We start from the raw sequence: 16,114 nt of genomic DNA, 5'->3' as shown, positions 1-16,114 counted from the left end.
CGAGCCACATCCATACCTGGCTCTCCCCTGGATCAAAGATTACCGTCTCTGCTTCCTTTTGTCCATAGCAATCCACCCGTTGGGTGCCATGCATTTTTTGCCAATACAACCCATGAGCGCAAGATCGGAGGCCCGATTCATTTCACATCAAGGGTATGACAAGGGACGGAGAAACTGCATCCTGTTAAAGCAACCGAATCGTGAGGCGAAGAGACGGCAACCCGCAAGGGGATTGTGCCCTACATCTCTCTTTTTTCTCCTCTGAAAATGAAGCATTTTCATGCCGCGTGGTGTCACCAGACATGAATGTCTTGTTTCGTTCTCTTAAAGAGAACAGGATGGTAATACACTTCCTGTAAGATAGCGTGACCTGGAAATGAGTATTGTAGGGCAATCCCCTTGCGGGTTGCCGTCTCCTCGCTCCATGTCAAAGCGCCTGTTTACGATCATGATCGCCATCTCCTCGCTCTAAGTCAAGGTCCCTGAGCATGTCCACGATGATGTGCAGTCGTTGAAAAAAAATGAACGGCACCCATGCTTGTTGAGCTATTTATAGCTGTTGTAGCAGAACTGCCAGTCAGCAACCGTTGGATTTAAACCATCTAGCCACGGACGCGATCGAGCGTTTTCTGGTAAAGGTCGTTGTGGATAGTAATATGCATTCCAGCTCGCTTATAGAGGCGGGACGCGCCAGTCAGGCTCTCGGCATCAACGCTCAGGTGCGCGATACGTTTGCCGCGTCGTGCAAGTTCGCCAAAGCAGTGATGCAGCAAAGCTTGCCCCAGTCCTCGCTTACGCTCACTCTGCTGAACGCCTAGCTGGTCGATAATTCCCATCTCGCCAAAATCCACACACAGCGCAAAGCCAACAATGGTCTTATCATGACAAGCCAGAAAGCAACGGTCAGGATCAAAGGAGTCTGCCAACAGATTCTCGTGCGCCCAGGTCTCAAAGGTTTGCGGCTCATACCCCCATCTATCTTGAAAAACCTGCGTGTATGCTTCAAAGAAAGGATGCTCATCCTGGCCAGGAATAAAGGTACGAATGCTGATACCTTCAGGCCAGACCGGCATGGGAGTTGGATCAATGAGCTCGCGCTCCATATCCCAAAAGTGCCGTACGACCTGGTAGCCCTGGCGCTCAAATAACTGTGCTTCAGCTTTATTCGTAGGCTTGATGAGACAGAAGGCACGCATGGTCACCTGGCTGCCATCGGGCAGGTGTGCGCCTCTTTCCTGCACGCGTGCACTTGCCAGACGCAACAAATGCGTTCCAATGCCTTGCCGCCGATACTCAGGGTGCACACCACCACTGGTGAAAAAATTGGTCTCACTATCCTTGATCAACTGCATAGTACCAACCAGCCGCTCATCAGGAGCAACAACCAGCCAGGCATCAGACTCCAGAGCAAAATCTGGCGCGGTCCACATCGTTCGCACAGACGCCAGCGACTGATTGGGCTGGCCATATTTCGGAATATCAAAGCTATTATAGAGCTCCAAAACATCCTCAAGATCAGACAACGTGGGATTTCGTACTATGAAATGATCTGATAAAAGTATCTTATTCATGAATTTATGCCTCTTGCGTTGGCCCAATCGGCTGAGTTCACGCTCCGCCAACTTCGTAGTAGGTCTCAGACGCGCTCAAGTGGTCGGTGCGGCCCTGCCGGTAGCTCGACACGAATTGGATCATCAGGTCGCACCTGACCACCGGTGAGCACAATCCCCATGATCCCTGCTTTGCGGATCAGCTTGCCCTGCTCATCGTGGTCTAGCACTGCCGCCAGCAGGCCCTCCTGGAAGTGATCAAGTTGGTAGCAGGGATTGCGCAGGCCGGTTACTTCGACGATGGCGGTATCGCCCATGTGCAGCCGTGTGCCGGTTGGGAGGGACAGCAGTTCAATGCCTCGCGTGGTAATATTCTCACCCATCTGGCCCGCCGAGACAGCAAAACCTGCGGCACGCAATTCATCGTGCAACTCAGCATGGATCAGATGCACCTGGCGCAGATTCGGCTGGCTCGGATCTACCGCCACCCGCGAACGATGCTGCACTGTCTGACCCAGGTGGGCATCTCCCTCAACTCCCAATCCTTCCAGCAATTGTATGCATTCTCGATTATGCTTGCTAAAGGTATGTTCCGCACTACAGTTCACCGCCACCACTACAGCAGTAGCAAAATCCTTGTCAGTCTCCAACATCTTCTATTCCTTCCGTTTCTCTATCAACGCGAATATATTATCTTTTACCTATATATTGTACTTGATTGCACGATTGACTTTCTAGCGCTGTTTATGGTATGCATATCAAGAGTCGCTTTTCGATAAATAATGTTGTGATTACACATTTGATGAACTTCGGAGGTGCAGCTATGGGCTCAAACAACTTTGACGCCTTGACCCGATCCTTAGCCACTAATACATCCCGTCGACAGGCAATCGGTCTATTCTGTGCAGGGACGCTGGCCGGTATCCTGGGTCTGAGTGGCGCTGGTACGGCGCGGGCGGCTTGTAGTGCGAATGGTAGCCACTGTAAAGAGCAAGGTGATTGTTGTTCAAAACACTGCATCGGTGGTCCGCATGATCCCCATTACTGTACGGCCGAAATCGGCATACACTGTAAGTCCAATAGCGAGTGCTGCGGTAGCTTGACGACAGCCCAGTGTGGTATGTCGTGCCAGAACGGACGCTGTGCTTGATTAATCAAGGCTCAGGAGAATAATCTCTTGAGCCTGCTATCTATAGGCCATATCCTGACAGTTGCCACGTCATAAGGGAAGATCAGAATGGCAATTGTCAGGATAATGTGGGGATCAAACCATCATACTGTTACATTTGCCGTAACAGTATGACTCCTACGATTACCAGTGTACCAAAAGCAACACTTGCAAGAACAAGCATCCGTAATAATGGAGCATCCAGCGGAGTTTGTGGCTTCACAGGCATTTTTTGAATTTTGTCCTCCCTATCTTTATCGATCCTTTGCTGCTTCTGATATTTTTTTTGTTCGTCATAGGTATATTTAGTGGTACTGCTTGATCCATTGATAGTGAAAACGTGCTCACATACCTCTGCAAGAGACATCTCTTGATTATTACAGGTCACTTTAGCATTCGGATCGGTGTCAACCCCTACAATATTTGCGGTAGGATTAGCCAACCTGTACTGATCACTTTCAGCTTCGTATACCTGGAAGGAATATACCGCGAATGTACCACAAATTATTGCAGATAAAATGATCAATATAATAGAAGGAATTTTAGATCTAGCGAATAATTTGAATGTCTCCATAAATTCTATGAATAGCACAAATGTCCCCAGACTCAAGCCAATGCAGATAATGCCAAGAACAAAGAATAAGATGCCGAGGATGATGTTTGAAGTGCCAAGTGTAAAGGTCATCAGTTGGCACAGACCAAGGTACAAAATCAACATGGCAATAAAAAAAGCAAAAGTACGCAGTCGTTTTTTCTGGGGGACGCTATCAACGATCATGGCTGTTTTCTCTTCCTTGATGAAACTATCAGCATTCTATTCTATCTCGCATGGCTCGCGAAATTGGACCCATAAAACCTGGTCAAATGATGAAAAAAAAGACGCGTCGACGAACTCATAGACGAAAAGCCAGATTCTGGTGGTTGAATCTGGCTTTCCGTCTATGAGTTATTCAGGCGTTCAGGCGTTCATGTCGACCCAGGTAGCACCTTGCTGGGAGCTTTCGACGGCTTTGCTGATGAAGAGCATGCCGCGCAGGCCGTCGTAGACGGTGGGATAGCCGCCCAGCGGCTTTTCGCCGGCTTCGACACGTCGGATGTCGGCGATGGCCAGCCGGTAGATGTTGGCGAAGGCCTCGTAGAAGCCCTCGGGATGTCCACCGGGTGTGCGGGCGGCGGCTCTGGCTTCGTCGCTGGTGTATGGTGCGTTGGTACGATAGATCTGGGTAGGCTGGCCCGGCTGCTTGAAGAGCAGGGTGTTGGGCTCCATCTGATGCCATTCCAGACCGGCACGCGTGCCATAGACACGGATATTGAGGTTGTTCTCTTCTCCGGCGGCGATCTGTGAGCAGGTCAGGAAACCCTTGGCTCCGTTCTCCAGGCGCAGCAGCATGTTGGCATCATCATCCAACTGGCGTCCAGGCACAAAGGTGCTGAGGTCGGCGCTCAGCGAGGCGATCTTCTGTCCGGTAATGAACTCAAGCAGGTTCTCGGCGTGGGTACCGATGTCACCAACACTACCGGCGATACCAGATTTCGTGGGATCGGTACGCCAGGCGGCCTGCTTGTTGCCACTATTCTCTTGAGGCTCCATCAGCCAGTCCTGGATGTATTCGACCAGCACTTTACGGACCGTACCAAGGGCGCCGCTGAGCACGAGGTCGCGGGCCTGACGCACCATTGGATACCCGGTGTAGTTGTGTGTCAGCGCGAAGATCAGGTTGTTTTTCTCGACCAGTGCGACTTCTTCCTTCGCTTCTTCGAGGCTGAAGGACATAGGTTTGTCGGAGACGACGTGGATGCCGTGCTGCAGGAAGGCTTTGGCCACCGGATAGTGCATATGATTGGGGGTGGCCACGATCACAAAATCGATCCCATCGGGACGCGCGGCTTCTTTTTCGGCCATCTCTTCATAGCTGGCATAGGAACGGTCCAGGAACCAGGCACGGGCCGACTCTTCGGCGCGCTGAGGATCGGTAGACATGGCACCGGCAACCACTTCTGCCTGACCATCCAGTTCGGCCGCGACACGGTGGACCGCACCGATAAAAGAGCCTTTGCCGCCGCCTACAATGCCGGCTCGTAATCGTCGATTGGATACATCTCTGCCCATTGCAGTTGTTCTCCTATCTTGTATTTGTCGCCATATGACGATTGACAATCAATACCAGGCTACCACTTTATATCATCTGATGATAGCCTGATCTGCATATACGTGCGCTATTTAGAGATCTTCGCTCCAGTCGTGCTTGCCTGGATTGAGTGGTGCGGGACGCTTGCACTGGCTGGTGAGCTCGATGTGTTTTCCCTGATCTGAAGCATCATTGAAGGCCTCCATGATGTCCAGCACATGATAGGCCAGAGCGCCACTGGCACGATGGGCGCGGCCAGAATTCATGGCATGTATCATATCTGCCAGGCCAATACCACGGCTATTCTCAGTATACGCATGGGTCAGGGGCAACTCACGCCACTGTTTATCCTGCACGGTCTTCACGGTTACGGGTCCACCAAAGGTGTTTGGATCGGGCACGACCAGTGTGCCTTCGGTGCCATAGATCTCGATACGAGGCAACTGATGGGACCAGACATCAAAGCTCATGATGATTGATCCAACGGCGCCGTTTTCAAAGTCCAGGACGCCGGCGATATGCGTCGGGGTGTTGACTTTGATCTTGGTACCATACTTTGCCTGGCTGGTAATTGTGCGCTCGGGAAACGTGATGCGGGATGAACCGGTGACGCGGCGCACGGGCCCGAGCATCGAAATAAGCGCGGTCAGGTAGTAAGGTCCCATATCAAACATGGGGCCGGCACCTGGTTGATAGAAGAAATTTGGGTCGGGGTGCCAGGACTCAGGACCGTGGCCGAGCATAAAGGCGGTGGCTGCGACTGGCTCGCCGATCAGGCCTTCATTGATGGCCTGGATGCAGGTCTGGATACCGCCACCCAGGAAGGTATCGGGAGCACAGCCGACGCGCAGGTTTTTGGCGTTGCCTGCCTCTAGCAGGGCCTTACCCTCTTCACGACGAATACCTAATGGCTTCTCACTATAGGTGGATTTTCCTGCCTCTATGGCTGCCAGGCCAATCTGGGCATGTACATTCGGAATCGTCAGATTCAAGATCACGTCGATATCTGGATCCGCCAGCAGTTCTTCGACTGTACAGACTTTCGGTACGTTATAACGCTGCGCCTGCGCGCGTGCACGCTCCATATCGATATCGGCGCATGCAGTGAAGTTCAAAATATCGAACTTGCTGGGAGCTTCTAAGTAGATGGAACTAATCTGCCCACATCCAATAACGCCTACATTGGCTTTATTCGTCATAATAAAATAAGACTCCTCTTTTTTTGTACCCGTCGTAACGAGATAGCTTCCTGCTAATGCTTCATTAGAGCTAATTATACATATGATATCATGCTGGAAAAGGTTTTCCAAGCCAAAAAGAAAAGATAGAGATTTTTCTGTCCGTTTGCAAACGGACAGAAAAATCTCTATCCTCTCATGTTTTAGCGCGCCCCATGCAGGGCCTGGAAATCCTCAGAACTGAGGTGGATTGCCGCAGCCGCGACATTCTCTTCGAGGTGTTGTACTGAAGAGGTGCCAGGAATCGGCAGGATATTTCCTGAGCGCTGCAGGAGCCAGGCCAGCACGATCTGGCTGGGTTTGGCGTTATGCTTCTGCGCGATCTGATTCAATAGTTCAGTCGAGCTAAGCGCATCCCCACCCAGCGGAGCCCAGGGGATAAAAGCGATACCTTCGTGGAAACAGTAGTCGATCAATTGCTCCGACTGGCGATCCGTGACATTATAGCGGTTCTGCACCGTCACGATCGGCACAACCTTACGGGCCCGAGTGAGCTGTTCAGCATCCACGTTCGAAATCCCTACATGCTGGATCTTGCCCTCCTCACGCATACGCGCAATCTCGCCCATCGAATCCTCCAGCGGCACCTCAGGATCCACACGATGATATTGATAAATATCAATACGATCAAGCTTCAGACGACGCAGGCTCCCCTCCAACGCCTGACGCAAATGCTCCGGACGCCCATTACGCGGCCATTGGCCCGGACCGGTACGCTCCAGGCCCCCCTTAGTCGCGATAACGAGCCCCTTAGCATACGGATGGAGCGCCTCCGCGATCAATTCCTCGCTCACATTCGGCCCATACGAATCCGCCGTATCAATAAAATTCACCCCCAGGTCCAATGCACGATGCAGGACCGCCAGACACGCCTGCTTATCCTTCGGAGGACCCCAGATCCCGTCGCCCGTCAGGCGCATTGCCCCAAACCCCAGCCGATGCACCCGCAAATTACCACCAATCACAAAATGTCCGGCCATAGACGCCGGCAACTGCCCATTCGTATTCACCGCAAAAACTCCTTGTAGAAAAAAACAACCTCTTCCCTCTCATACGTACAAAAGAGTCCCAACAGCTTCGCCGTAACGGCAGGGCTTGCCCCTGCTACCTGTTCACGTATGACATGCCCCTCAAACACGTGAAGATGCGTTACTGTTCCTCCGCCCATGTCAAGGTATCCAATCATGATCCTAAATGGCGACCCAGTTTTGAACGGGAAAACATGTGAAGCGGACCAATCATACGTCAATTAGCGCCACAAGCAAGGCCCAATATGTTTCGATTAAGCACTTTTATATCCAACGTGAGAAGCCAGCGTTACGTACGTCAAGTGAGCGCCACACGCAAGGCCGGCATATAACTTTTTCAAAGGCCTAACATGATAGAAAGGCATATATGCCTGTGGCGCCTACATCACTCATATTTATTCAAGCATGGTCACTCGGCAACGTTTTGAACGGCGACCATGTCCAAGACCATGAAAGACCAAACCTCCCTGTTCAACCCCGCAGCGCCAAACATGAGTGGTGTAGGCGCCACAGCACTGCGAGTCGTTGTGATCCCTCGGCCCACGAAAACCCAGCAGTGCGGCCTTGCGTGTGGCGCCCACCCAACGTACTCAACGCTGGCTATGGCGCCACTCCACGTACTCAACGCCGACCCATGACGCTTATTGCGACAGCCAGCTATGGATGGTACGGGTCACGAGCTCGGGCGTGTCGTGCTGGATAAAGTGGCCGGCATTGGGCACTGTAACCAGGGTGTAGGTGTTGTCGATCAACTCCCAGGTGTTGTTGAGTGCGCCTGGCAAGAGAAATTTGTCTTTGAGGCCATGGAACTGTAGCACAGGTGCCTTGATTTTGATGACGGGCGAGGTGTCCTCTCGATAGGGTTCGCGGGGATAGTTTTGTTTATAGAATTGCAGTATACCTTCAATATTGGAACGCTGAAACGCCTCCAGGTAGCGTGGGCGCACCTTTTCGTCGCTGATATACTGAATCAGGGCTTCAGGGGTAACTTTAAGGTGCGCACCTTCCTGCTGAAAGTCTCGTGCGTACTGGCTATTCTTCTGCTGCTCAGGATTGTGGACCATCTCACGGGCCATATTACGGGGATGCGGCAAATTTAAAATGATTAGTTTCTCGGTGGCATCGGGATAATGCATGGCGAACTGCCAGGAGACCGCGCCACCCCAGTCGTGTCCGATGATGATCGCGCTCTGCTTCCCTTGCGCGTTCACGACCGCTTTGACATCTCCGATCAGATGCTGCATCTTGTATTGCTCGCCCTCGGTCGGCTTGTCGCTTAGATTGTAGCCGCGCTGGTCCATCGCGACCACCTGATATGCAGAGGATAAGGCGATCATCTGATACCGCCATGAATACCAGAAATCTGGAAATCCATGGATCATCACGATCAAGGGTCCGCTCCCCAGACTGGCATAGTGGATCTTGACGCCATGATTATCAGCATAGCCATGCTGTACATACCGGTCCAAGTTCTCGATGCTAATATTTTCAGCTGATTGGGTCATCTGCTTATTCCTTTCGATACTTAAACTCGGCCATCTGCCCTATTTACTCGGCCTTCACGGAGATAGCAGGTTTGCGTGTTTCCAGTCGCTGTAGAGCCTCTGGATCATGGCTGGGCAGGTAGACCGTTGGTGTAGATTGCACATAGGTGAGAATCTGACGTGCGGTCTCTTGATAGACTGTGCTATTTGTTGTCACACCATCAACCACTTGCTCTAGCATCAAGCGTTCATTATACGACGTGTCTCCAGCAAAAAAGAATGTGTGCATATCATCCTGCACCACAACCGAGCAATGTCCGACGGTATGGCCCGGGGTTGCGACGATATGAACATCGCCTGCTTTGGTAAGTGTATAGCTGTTAGGAAATGGTCCAAATTGCTGTGGGGCAAAATCAAGTAGCTCTGGCGCGAACCAGTCGGGCCAGTGTTGAGGAAGATACCCTCTAACTTGCCCTGTAAATCCTCTAGCAGCCTGATACTCGGCACGCGAAAGCAAAATCTGGGCTTTAGGAAAATGGTGTAAGCCACCTGCGTGATCCGTATGCAAATGGGTCATCACAACCCAGCGCACATCGTCTGGTGTGATCCCCAGAGCACGTAATTGTGGCCCGATCTCCTCTTCAGGACGCACCCATTCACGCACACTCTTGTAGTACGGATGCCATCTGGGAAAATAACCCGCTTCTACCGCGTGAGCGGTCTCACCAGTGTCAACCACAATAACTCCCTCTGGATGCTCAATCACCCATGCATAGATGGGTAAACGCTCGGTCCATGTGCGATCGAGCATAACATTAATCAGCCGTAGAGGTCCACTTCCCTGACCACTTACCTGCTTTGATTTGATCGCGACGGTCCCGGTCTGGATTGCGTGAATGCGCATAATCTCTCCTTTTGAGTTCAGATACATTCATGGTACGTCTGCAATACTATGGTATCACGAAAGAGCTCCTGGAGATTTGGCGGAACAGCAAACAGGCCAGCCGTATCGAGTGCGGCTGGCCTGTTTTTTTGCGCGCTACAGGTATATGCTAGTTGGCGCTGCTGACGGGGAGCAGACTGGCGCTGATGGTGGTGAGGATACCACCACGGATAAGGGTGAGGCTGACGTTGTCACCGGGAGCTTTGCTGGCTAGATGGCGGCGCAGACTGGCGGCGCTTTCGATGGGCTGACCGTCGATGTCGAGTAGCAGGTCGCCCAGGAAGATCTCCTGTTGCGCGGCGACACGCTCGACGACGCTGACGACGAGTTGACCATACTCACGGCTGGCTGCTAGTTGCGCCTGGACGTTGGCTGGCAACTCGCTGCGCTGGAGTCCAACACCCAGGATGGCTGGAGCTTTGGGTAGACCGGATAGCCATTCGCTGACCACGTTGCTGGGAATGGAGACCGAGAGGTCGCCACCAAAGATCATGGCGTTGACGCCCACGACATCGCCATCGGCGTTGAGCAAGGGTCCACCAGAGTTACCGGGAGCCAGTCGCACATCGGATTTGATATAAGGAATACTGACATCTTCATCTATCTGACGTGTACTCCTGCTACTCATAATACCGGCCGTGACGGTCCAGCGCTGGCCCCATGGATGTCCAATGGCGAAGACCCATTCGCCGACACGTAGTTTTGAGGAATCGCCGGCCTCCAGGAAGGGGAGGTCGTTGGCTGCGACTTTGAGCAGGGCCAGATCAAATTCTGGCTGGCGCTGGATCACGCGCGCGGGCAGCGTACGGCCATCAGTGAAATGGACCTGGATGTCGCCCCCGTCTCTCGGAACCACGTGGTTATTGGTAATAATCTGTCCATCTGGCCGCCAGACGATACCAGTTCCGCCTCCATGCTGTCCATTGCGTACCTGGACGATTGCTGGTCGTGCCTGGTCAAACAGCGCGGTGAGGGCGGACGAAAATACATCTGGTAGCGGATAGGAAGACTGTGTGGACGGTGTTGTTGATTGTGTCATTGGGAAAACCTACCCATTCTTTTTTTGCATTCTATAGTATGCCGCTAGCGCAGCTCGCACGATTGCTTTTCTATATCAGGAGGAAGAAGCGTGGAACCAGTTCTTCTTCCGCATACCACTCTCTGTAACTTGCTTACTTGCGTTGTCCTGGTGTCACCGCTAAGGTCTGGATCGCGTTGCCGCGAATAACTTCAACGGGCAGGGCTTTACCAACACGCTCACCACCTAGCAGCAGTTGCAGGTCTTCGGTATCGGTAATGGTATGTCCATCGAGGCTAACCAGGATATCGCCCATCAGCAGGCCACCCTGTTCAGCAGGACTATCTTTTTCGACATTGACGATCAGCAGCCCATGGTCCTGTTCGCGTCCAGCGCGCTGGGCCTCGGGTAGATGCACCAACTGGCTGCTCAGGCCGAGATAGCCACGTTTGATATATCCCTGCTGCGACAGAGCATCAACAATCGTCTGCACCTGCGCCATCGGAATCGCCAGCGGAATGCCATTGGAGAGTCCTGTGGTCAGGATACCAAGTACGGCTCCTTCGGCATCCAATAAAGGACCACCTGAGAAACCAGGATAGGGGGTAGCATCGGTGCGAATATAGCGCTCCAACACTGTACCCTGTCCCGTACGTACAGGACCACCGAGCGCGCTCACGATACCTGTGCTGGCCATTGGACCATCCTCAGATGGACGTCCGACCGCCAGGATCAGTTGTCCGACGCGCGCTGGCTCACTGGCCGCGCTAGCAACCGGCAAGTTTAAATCCTGGATACGTAATAGCGCCAGATCGGTGGTTGTATCACGACCAACTAACGTCGCCGAAAATTCTTTTCCGTCGTGCGATTGGATTTTCAGATCGTTTTCACGTTCAAGTATATGACTAGCTGTAACCACAAGGTCCGGCGAAATCACCAGACCACTGGCAGATTGCCGTGAGCGACCATGCACCGTCACTAACGCAGGAGCAACCCGCTCAACCGCATCCGCCATCTGATTCGACAGCGAACGTAACAAAGATGTGTCAGCTTTCGTATTTTCCATATAGAGGGTATCCTTTGGATAAATATGAACAACAATGGATCATGTATGCATACTATATGCTAAAGTTAGCCGGCTCACATCGCCAATTTCACCAGGAATTTACCTGGAAAAATTGACAGGTGGAGCTCATTTCACAGCAATCTGCATCCTTGCCCCTCCCGGCGCTGACCAAATTGTTTATTCCTGTCTGATCGCTTGATCGCTTGTCTGCTATTGCGGACAATTACTTGTACTTGTCTCAAATTATAAGGCGGGTACGCAAAAACCATATGCTGTTTTCCATTTGCTATCACATTGAAACAGGCGCTGTACCAGGCACACCCTTACATGTGTGCAGCGCAACCAGCGTGATGGCCAAACAAAGATAGATTGTCATCTGCACTATCCTAAAAAAAGGAGCATATACATGATGTTAACAGCAGGCGTCTGGCCATGGGTATGGTTCAACCTGTTCGTGCTGGTATTACTGGCCCTGGACCTGGGCGTATTTCATCGTAAAGCGCATTCAGTTTCCGTCAAAGAGGCCCTGATCTGGAGTGTCGTCTGGATCTCGTTAGCCTTACTTTTTAACCTCGGCCTCTACTTTGTCAGTGGCGGCGAGATCGCCCTGCAATTTCTGACTGGCTACCTGATTGAAAAGTCGCTGAGTGTCGACAACATCTTCATCTTTGTGCTGCTCTTCGGCTACTTCAGTGTGCCGCCCGCCTATCAACATCGTGTGCTCTTCTGGGGTATCATCGGTGCCCTGCTCATGCGTGGCGCCCTGATCGGCGTTGGCTCGGTCCTGATTGAGCAGTTCAACTGGATCATCTATATCTTCGGTGCCTTCCTGATCTTCACAGGCGTCAAGATGGGCATCCAGAAAGAGTCCGAAGTCCATCCAGAGAACAATCCCCTGGTCAAATTTGTGCGCCGCTTTGTGCCGGTGACCGAGGACTTTGAGAAGGACCATTTTGTGGTCAGACGCAACGGACATAAGATGATTACGCCTCTCCTGCTGGTATTACTGGTCATCGAGACCAGCGACCTGTTGTTTGCGGTCGATTCGATTCCGGCCATCTTCTCGGTGACCACGGATCCGTTTATCGTCTATACCTCCAATGTTTTTGCGATCCTTGGCCTGCGCTCGCTGTACTTTGTGTTTGCGAACATCATTCACAAATTTTACTACCTGCAAACTGGCCTGGCCGTCATCCTATGTTTCGTTGGAGTCAAGATGCTCTTGCCCGGTTTACTGCATATCCATATCCCAACCTATGCCTCGCTACTCTTTATCGCGCTAGTACTGACAGTCGCCATTGTGGCCTCGGTCATTCGAGCACGCCGCCTGGCTGGGACCGAACAGGACAAGACAACTGAGACGACACAGGATTACGTTGAGGGAACTGTACCGCGTAAAAAAGTGAAGGGAATCGAAAACGCATAAACCTGGTTTCTCGTGACGCGACCTGCACGTTTCATTTATACGTGCGGGTCCGTCGCCCGGCCGCTAGCGTGGAAGGAGCGCCGTTCTATGTATACATCAAACACAGGTCAACCGTTTATAGAACAAAATAGTATGGAGGGTCCTTCCAGACCTCAATTTGCTACCACGCCCCGTAGTTACAGGCCTTACAGGTCGCCATTTTCGGGAATGCTCGTGATTGGCGCTATGTTGCTGGCGATTATCTTTGCGGGTGGGACCATGATTGGCTGGCAACTGGCGGCTCGGGGCGGCGCGATCGATCATCTGCAATCTGGTAGCGCGCCGTATTTCTTCTCTAATGAGAGTGATCGTGAAGCGCTACGGGAGCAGGTGGTGAACAGTGTTGAGCCATCGGTGGTGCAGATCAACGTCAATGAGATCGGCTCGCATAGTATCGGCTCGGGCGTGGTCATTGATCGGCGTGGCTACATTATCACCAATAACCATGTGGTGGAAGGCCAGCAGGGCGTCCAGGTGGTCTTCTCCAATGGACAGACCGTGACGGCCAGCCTGATTGGCAGCGCGCCGGACGATGATCTGGCGGTTGTACATGTGGATCCTAACCGCACCCGGCTTGCGGTGGCCGCCTTTGGTGATTCATCTCAGTTGCATGTGGGTCAGGATGTGCTGGCGATCGGGAATCCACTGGGCATTACCCAGACGGTCACCAACGGTATCATCAGTGCCCTGAACCGCAACATAGCCACCGGCGACGACGGCCAGATCCTGGCCGGAACGATTCAGACCGACGCGCCAATCAATCCCGGCAATAGTGGTGGGGCCCTGGTAGACATGCATGGACAGTTGATCGGCATTCCAACGTTGGCGGCGATGAATCCTGAGTCCAGGACGCCTGCCAATGGCGTCGGCTTTGCCATTCCATCGAACCGTGTCCAATTTATTGCGCCTCAACTCATCCAGCATGGTAAGGTTACCCATACGGGTCGGCCCGCCCTGCAGATCCAGGTGAAAAACCTGGATCCGGCTGAGGCTCAGAGAGATGGTCAGCCCATCGTCAAAGGTGTCATCGTCACCGAGGTTGTCCCCAACGGGACTGGCGCGCAGGCCGGCATCAAGGTCAATGATGTCATCGTGCAGATCGACGACGAAGAGGTTACAGACGTGCTCTCGATGAGCGATGCCCTGATCAAAAAAAATGTCGGCGATACGGTCAATATCAAGCTCTATCGCGGAGGCCAGCTACAAACCATCAAGGCCACACTCGGCGAACTGTCAGCAACCAGATGACCGGCTACTCCCAGCATAACAGGGGAGCCGGCCATATTATAAGTCGTAGCAAGCAAGAAAGAGAGTATTTCATCGTGGAAATCCCGCTTAGCGAATGGCTGGAATATTTGCGGACCGCATACGATGACTTTGGCTATGCCATCGTCTTTCTCAGTGCGCTGATCGAGAATACAGCGTTATTGGGCCTATTCTTGCCGGGAAACTCATTTGTGCTCCTCGGCGCCTTCTATGCACGCCAGGGCACGCTGAATCTCGGACTCGTCATTGCCCTCGCCTCCCTGGGAACGGTGCTCGGCTATCACGTCGACTACCTGCTCGGTCGCTATGTCGTAGGTAGCATGGCCGACAAATGGAGTCAATCCTCACTAGGAAAACGTATGCGGCTGGCGGGCCGCATGCGTCTGGCGCGTGCCTACCTCGGTAAATACGGGGCCGTCGCCATCATGGTCTCCCACCTCATCGGCCATATCCGCTCTTTTGTAGCCATAGCCGCCGGCATGACCCATATGCGCTACCGCACCTTCCTGATCGCCGAAATCGTTGCCGCAACCATCTGGAATACCATCTATGGCCTCATCGGCTACTGGCTCGGCACCCAGGCCGACCAGATCGGCCACTTCATGCAGCGCTTCGGCATCATCTCAGCCATCATAGTTATCGCCCTCATCATCCTCTGGAGCCAATTCCAAAAACGTATCAAACGCCGCCTGCTCCTCAAACGCTACGCCCGCAAACAAGCAGCTCAGCCAGACTGTAGATCCCATCCCAAATCCAGGAGTGTATAAAAGCTATTGGTAAATAAGGTGAAGAGTGGTTTTGTCTCACTTTTGGTGATGCCGCTCGCTCTTCACCTCATTTACCAGCAATCAAAATCCCTCCAGTAGTTTCTGATAAATTTATCCTTTCCGTAAAATCTTCTCCATTCCTTTTCCTTTTGCGAGCTCGTCAATTAACTTATCCAGGTAGCGAATCTCCTGCATAGTTGGTTCTTTTATGTCTTCCACTCGGACACCGCAAACCACACCCCGAATCAAAGCTCGCGAAGGATTCAGCTCGGGAGCCTCCGCAAAGAAGGCCTCGAAGTCTATGTTTTTTTCTCGTTGAGCTTCTAACTCTTCCTGGCTATATCCTGTCAGCCAACGAATGATTTCATCAACCTCTGTTTTCGTGCGCCCTTTTTTCTCAGCTTTTGCAACGTACATGGGATAAACACTTGCAAAGCTCACTGTATAGATCCGATGTCCTGCCATGATACCTTCCCCCAAATATTTCCTTATGCTAGCATGGAAAGATAAAACGCTGTTGAAGCTTGCGCAACAGAAAAGCAAATAGATTGGCAAGAAGCATACGATAAGCTTCAACGAACCATTCCCCTTCACAGGATCAATCTCTTCCCAACAAAACATTCTACGCAAGCCTCCAAGAAGTGGAAAACCAATCCTATCTTAATCATTATCCCTCAGCTCATGCAGCCTTTATCTTCTGACCACATTCTTTAACATATCAACAGCTACCATACCATTAAAAACTCAAAGCGGGGGAATGATCTTTTGTCTCTGCAACCAGTGTCCCTCGCCATCAGGATAAGTAAGTGAAATTAAATGTAGAGTTTATGTGTGCCTATCAGTCAACATCACTGGCTGTAGATCCCAGGAAACAATAAGCGCACCAGGTACCTCTTCAAGCATTGGGCAGCGGATAATACACCGTAGCGGCAGGTCTTGCACCTGCGACCTGTAGACGTATAACCATACAAAAAATACTAAACATCGTAAAA

The 16,114-nt window shown here is 52.1% G+C and carries 15 protein-coding genes; 4 read left to right on the top strand and 11 right to left on the bottom strand.

All coding sequences use genetic code 11. From position 1 onward, the window contains the following. Positions 1–602 precede the first annotated feature (602 nt). Both EL633_RS21610 and EL633_RS21605 read right to left on the bottom strand, forming a co-directional pair. Positions 603–1,571, bottom strand: coding sequence for a GNAT family N-acetyltransferase (locus EL633_RS21610; protein ID WP_126629187.1), 969 nt, complete (start codon positions 1,569–1,571; stop codon positions 603–605). Positions 1,572–1,636: 65 nt separating this feature from the next. Then, positions 1,637–2,203 carry an MOSC domain-containing protein gene (locus EL633_RS21605; RefSeq protein WP_126629186.1) on the bottom strand — a complete coding sequence of 189 codons (567 nt, stop codon included), beginning with the start codon at positions 2,201–2,203 and terminating at the stop codon, positions 1,637–1,639. A gap of 170 nt (positions 2,204–2,373) precedes the next feature. Here EL633_RS21605 and EL633_RS21600 point away from each other — a divergent pair, with 170 nt between their 5' ends. After that, positions 2,374–2,700 (top strand): hypothetical protein, encoded by a 327-nt coding sequence (locus EL633_RS21600; RefSeq protein WP_126629185.1) that lies wholly within the window; start codon positions 2,374–2,376, stop codon positions 2,698–2,700. A 130-nt stretch (positions 2,701–2,830) separates the two neighbouring features. On the opposite strand, the gene EL633_RS21595 is transcribed toward EL633_RS21600, so the two are convergent. The 8 genes from EL633_RS21595 to EL633_RS21560 form a co-directional block, all read right to left on the bottom strand. Next, entirely contained in the window at positions 2,831–3,496 is a 666-nt protein-coding gene (locus EL633_RS21595) for a hypothetical protein (RefSeq protein WP_126629184.1), read from the bottom strand. Positions 3,497–3,676: 180 nt separating this feature from the next. Then, on the bottom strand, positions 3,677–4,828 hold the full coding sequence (locus EL633_RS21590; protein WP_126629183.1) for a Gfo/Idh/MocA family protein: 1,152 nt from the start codon (positions 4,826–4,828) through the stop codon (positions 3,677–3,679). Between the two features lie 111 nt (positions 4,829–4,939). Continuing rightward, positions 4,940–6,046, bottom strand: a complete 1,107-nt coding sequence (locus tag EL633_RS21585; RefSeq protein WP_126629182.1) for a Gfo/Idh/MocA family protein — start codon at positions 6,044–6,046, stop codon at positions 4,940–4,942. 182 nt (positions 6,047–6,228) lie between these two features. Further along, positions 6,229–7,095, bottom strand: a complete 867-nt coding sequence (locus EL633_RS21580; protein ID WP_246039184.1) for an aldo/keto reductase — start codon at positions 7,093–7,095, stop codon at positions 6,229–6,231. A gap of 659 nt (positions 7,096–7,754) precedes the next feature. Continuing rightward, positions 7,755–8,618, bottom strand: a complete 864-nt coding sequence (locus EL633_RS21575; protein ID WP_126629181.1) for an alpha/beta fold hydrolase — start codon at positions 8,616–8,618, stop codon at positions 7,755–7,757. Between the two features lie 43 nt (positions 8,619–8,661). Next, a complete protein-coding gene (locus EL633_RS21570) occupies positions 8,662–9,501 on the bottom strand; it encodes an N-acyl homoserine lactonase family protein (RefSeq protein ID WP_126629180.1) in 840 nt (279 codons plus the stop codon). 148 nt (positions 9,502–9,649) lie between these two features. After that, on the bottom strand, positions 9,650–10,579 hold the full coding sequence (locus tag EL633_RS21565; protein ID WP_126629179.1) for a S1C family serine protease: 930 nt from the start codon (positions 10,577–10,579) through the stop codon (positions 9,650–9,652). A gap of 133 nt (positions 10,580–10,712) precedes the next feature. Then, on the bottom strand, positions 10,713–11,624 hold the full coding sequence (locus EL633_RS21560; RefSeq protein WP_126629178.1) for a S1C family serine protease: 912 nt from the start codon (positions 11,622–11,624) through the stop codon (positions 10,713–10,715). A 406-nt stretch (positions 11,625–12,030) separates the two neighbouring features. Here EL633_RS21560 and EL633_RS21555 point away from each other — a divergent pair, with 406 nt between their 5' ends. From EL633_RS21555 to EL633_RS21545, 3 genes are all read left to right on the top strand, one after another. Next, positions 12,031–13,050, top strand: a complete 1,020-nt coding sequence (locus EL633_RS21555) for a TerC family protein (RefSeq protein WP_126629177.1) — start codon at positions 12,031–12,033, stop codon at positions 13,048–13,050. 87 nt (positions 13,051–13,137) lie between these two features. Continuing rightward, the gene (locus EL633_RS21550; protein ID WP_126629176.1) at positions 13,138–14,337 is read left to right on the top strand and encodes a S1C family serine protease; all 1,200 of its coding nucleotides are present in this window, start codon (positions 13,138–13,140) and stop codon (positions 14,335–14,337) included. A 74-nt stretch (positions 14,338–14,411) separates the two neighbouring features. Continuing rightward, positions 14,412–15,122, top strand: a complete 711-nt coding sequence (locus EL633_RS21545) for a DedA family protein (protein WP_161982313.1) — start codon at positions 14,412–14,414, stop codon at positions 15,120–15,122. A gap of 111 nt (positions 15,123–15,233) precedes the next feature. Here the strand turns inward: EL633_RS21545 and EL633_RS21540 are convergent, their stop codons facing one another. Beyond that, positions 15,234–15,587, bottom strand: coding sequence for a DUF2200 domain-containing protein (locus tag EL633_RS21540; RefSeq protein WP_126629174.1), 354 nt, complete (start codon positions 15,585–15,587; stop codon positions 15,234–15,236). Between the last annotated feature and the right edge of the window lie 527 nt (positions 15,588–16,114).

Origin of the sequence: Dictyobacter alpinus, assembly GCF_003967575.1 — a bacterium.
Classification (GTDB): Bacteria; Chloroflexota; Ktedonobacteria; order Ktedonobacterales; family Ktedonobacteraceae; genus Dictyobacter; species Dictyobacter alpinus.
The sequence above is the reverse complement of the archived record's forward strand: the minus strand, read 5'-3'. Positions and strand labels throughout refer to the sequence as shown.

What these genes read in the sequence shown, in the direction of transcription:
- EL633_RS21575 (WP_126629181.1), bottom strand. Translation starts at nt 8,618, where the DNA reads ATGACCCAATCAGCTGAAAATATTAGCATCGAGAACTTGGACCGGTAT.
- EL633_RS21560 (WP_126629178.1), bottom strand. Translation starts at nt 11,624, where the DNA reads ATGGAAAATACGAAAGCTGACACATCTTTGTTACGTTCGCTGTCGAAT.
- EL633_RS21595 (WP_126629184.1), bottom strand. Translation starts at nt 3,496, where the DNA reads ATGATCGTTGATAGCGTCCCCCAGAAAAAACGACTGCGTACTTTTGCT.
- EL633_RS21600 (WP_126629185.1), top strand. Translation starts at nt 2,374, where the DNA reads ATGGGCTCAAACAACTTTGACGCCTTGACCCGATCCTTAGCCACTAAT.
- EL633_RS21570 (WP_126629180.1), bottom strand. Translation starts at nt 9,501, where the DNA reads ATGCGCATTCACGCAATCCAGACCGGGACCGTCGCGATCAAATCAAAG.
- EL633_RS21555 (WP_126629177.1), top strand. Translation starts at nt 12,031, where the DNA reads ATGATGTTAACAGCAGGCGTCTGGCCATGGGTATGGTTCAACCTGTTC.
- EL633_RS21565 (WP_126629179.1), bottom strand. Translation starts at nt 10,579, where the DNA reads ATGACACAATCAACAACACCGTCCACACAGTCTTCCTATCCGCTACCA.
- EL633_RS21590 (WP_126629183.1), bottom strand. Translation starts at nt 4,828, where the DNA reads ATGGGCAGAGATGTATCCAATCGACGATTACGAGCCGGCATTGTAGGC.
- EL633_RS21610 (WP_126629187.1), bottom strand. Translation starts at nt 1,571, where the DNA reads ATGAATAAGATACTTTTATCAGATCATTTCATAGTACGAAATCCCACG.
- EL633_RS21585 (WP_126629182.1), bottom strand. Translation starts at nt 6,046, where the DNA reads ATGACGAATAAAGCCAATGTAGGCGTTATTGGATGTGGGCAGATTAGT.
- EL633_RS21540 (WP_126629174.1), bottom strand. Translation starts at nt 15,587, where the DNA reads ATGGCAGGACATCGGATCTATACAGTGAGCTTTGCAAGTGTTTATCCC.
- EL633_RS21550 (WP_126629176.1), top strand. Translation starts at nt 13,138, where the DNA reads ATGTATACATCAAACACAGGTCAACCGTTTATAGAACAAAATAGTATG.
- EL633_RS21605 (WP_126629186.1), bottom strand. Translation starts at nt 2,203, where the DNA reads ATGTTGGAGACTGACAAGGATTTTGCTACTGCTGTAGTGGTGGCGGTG.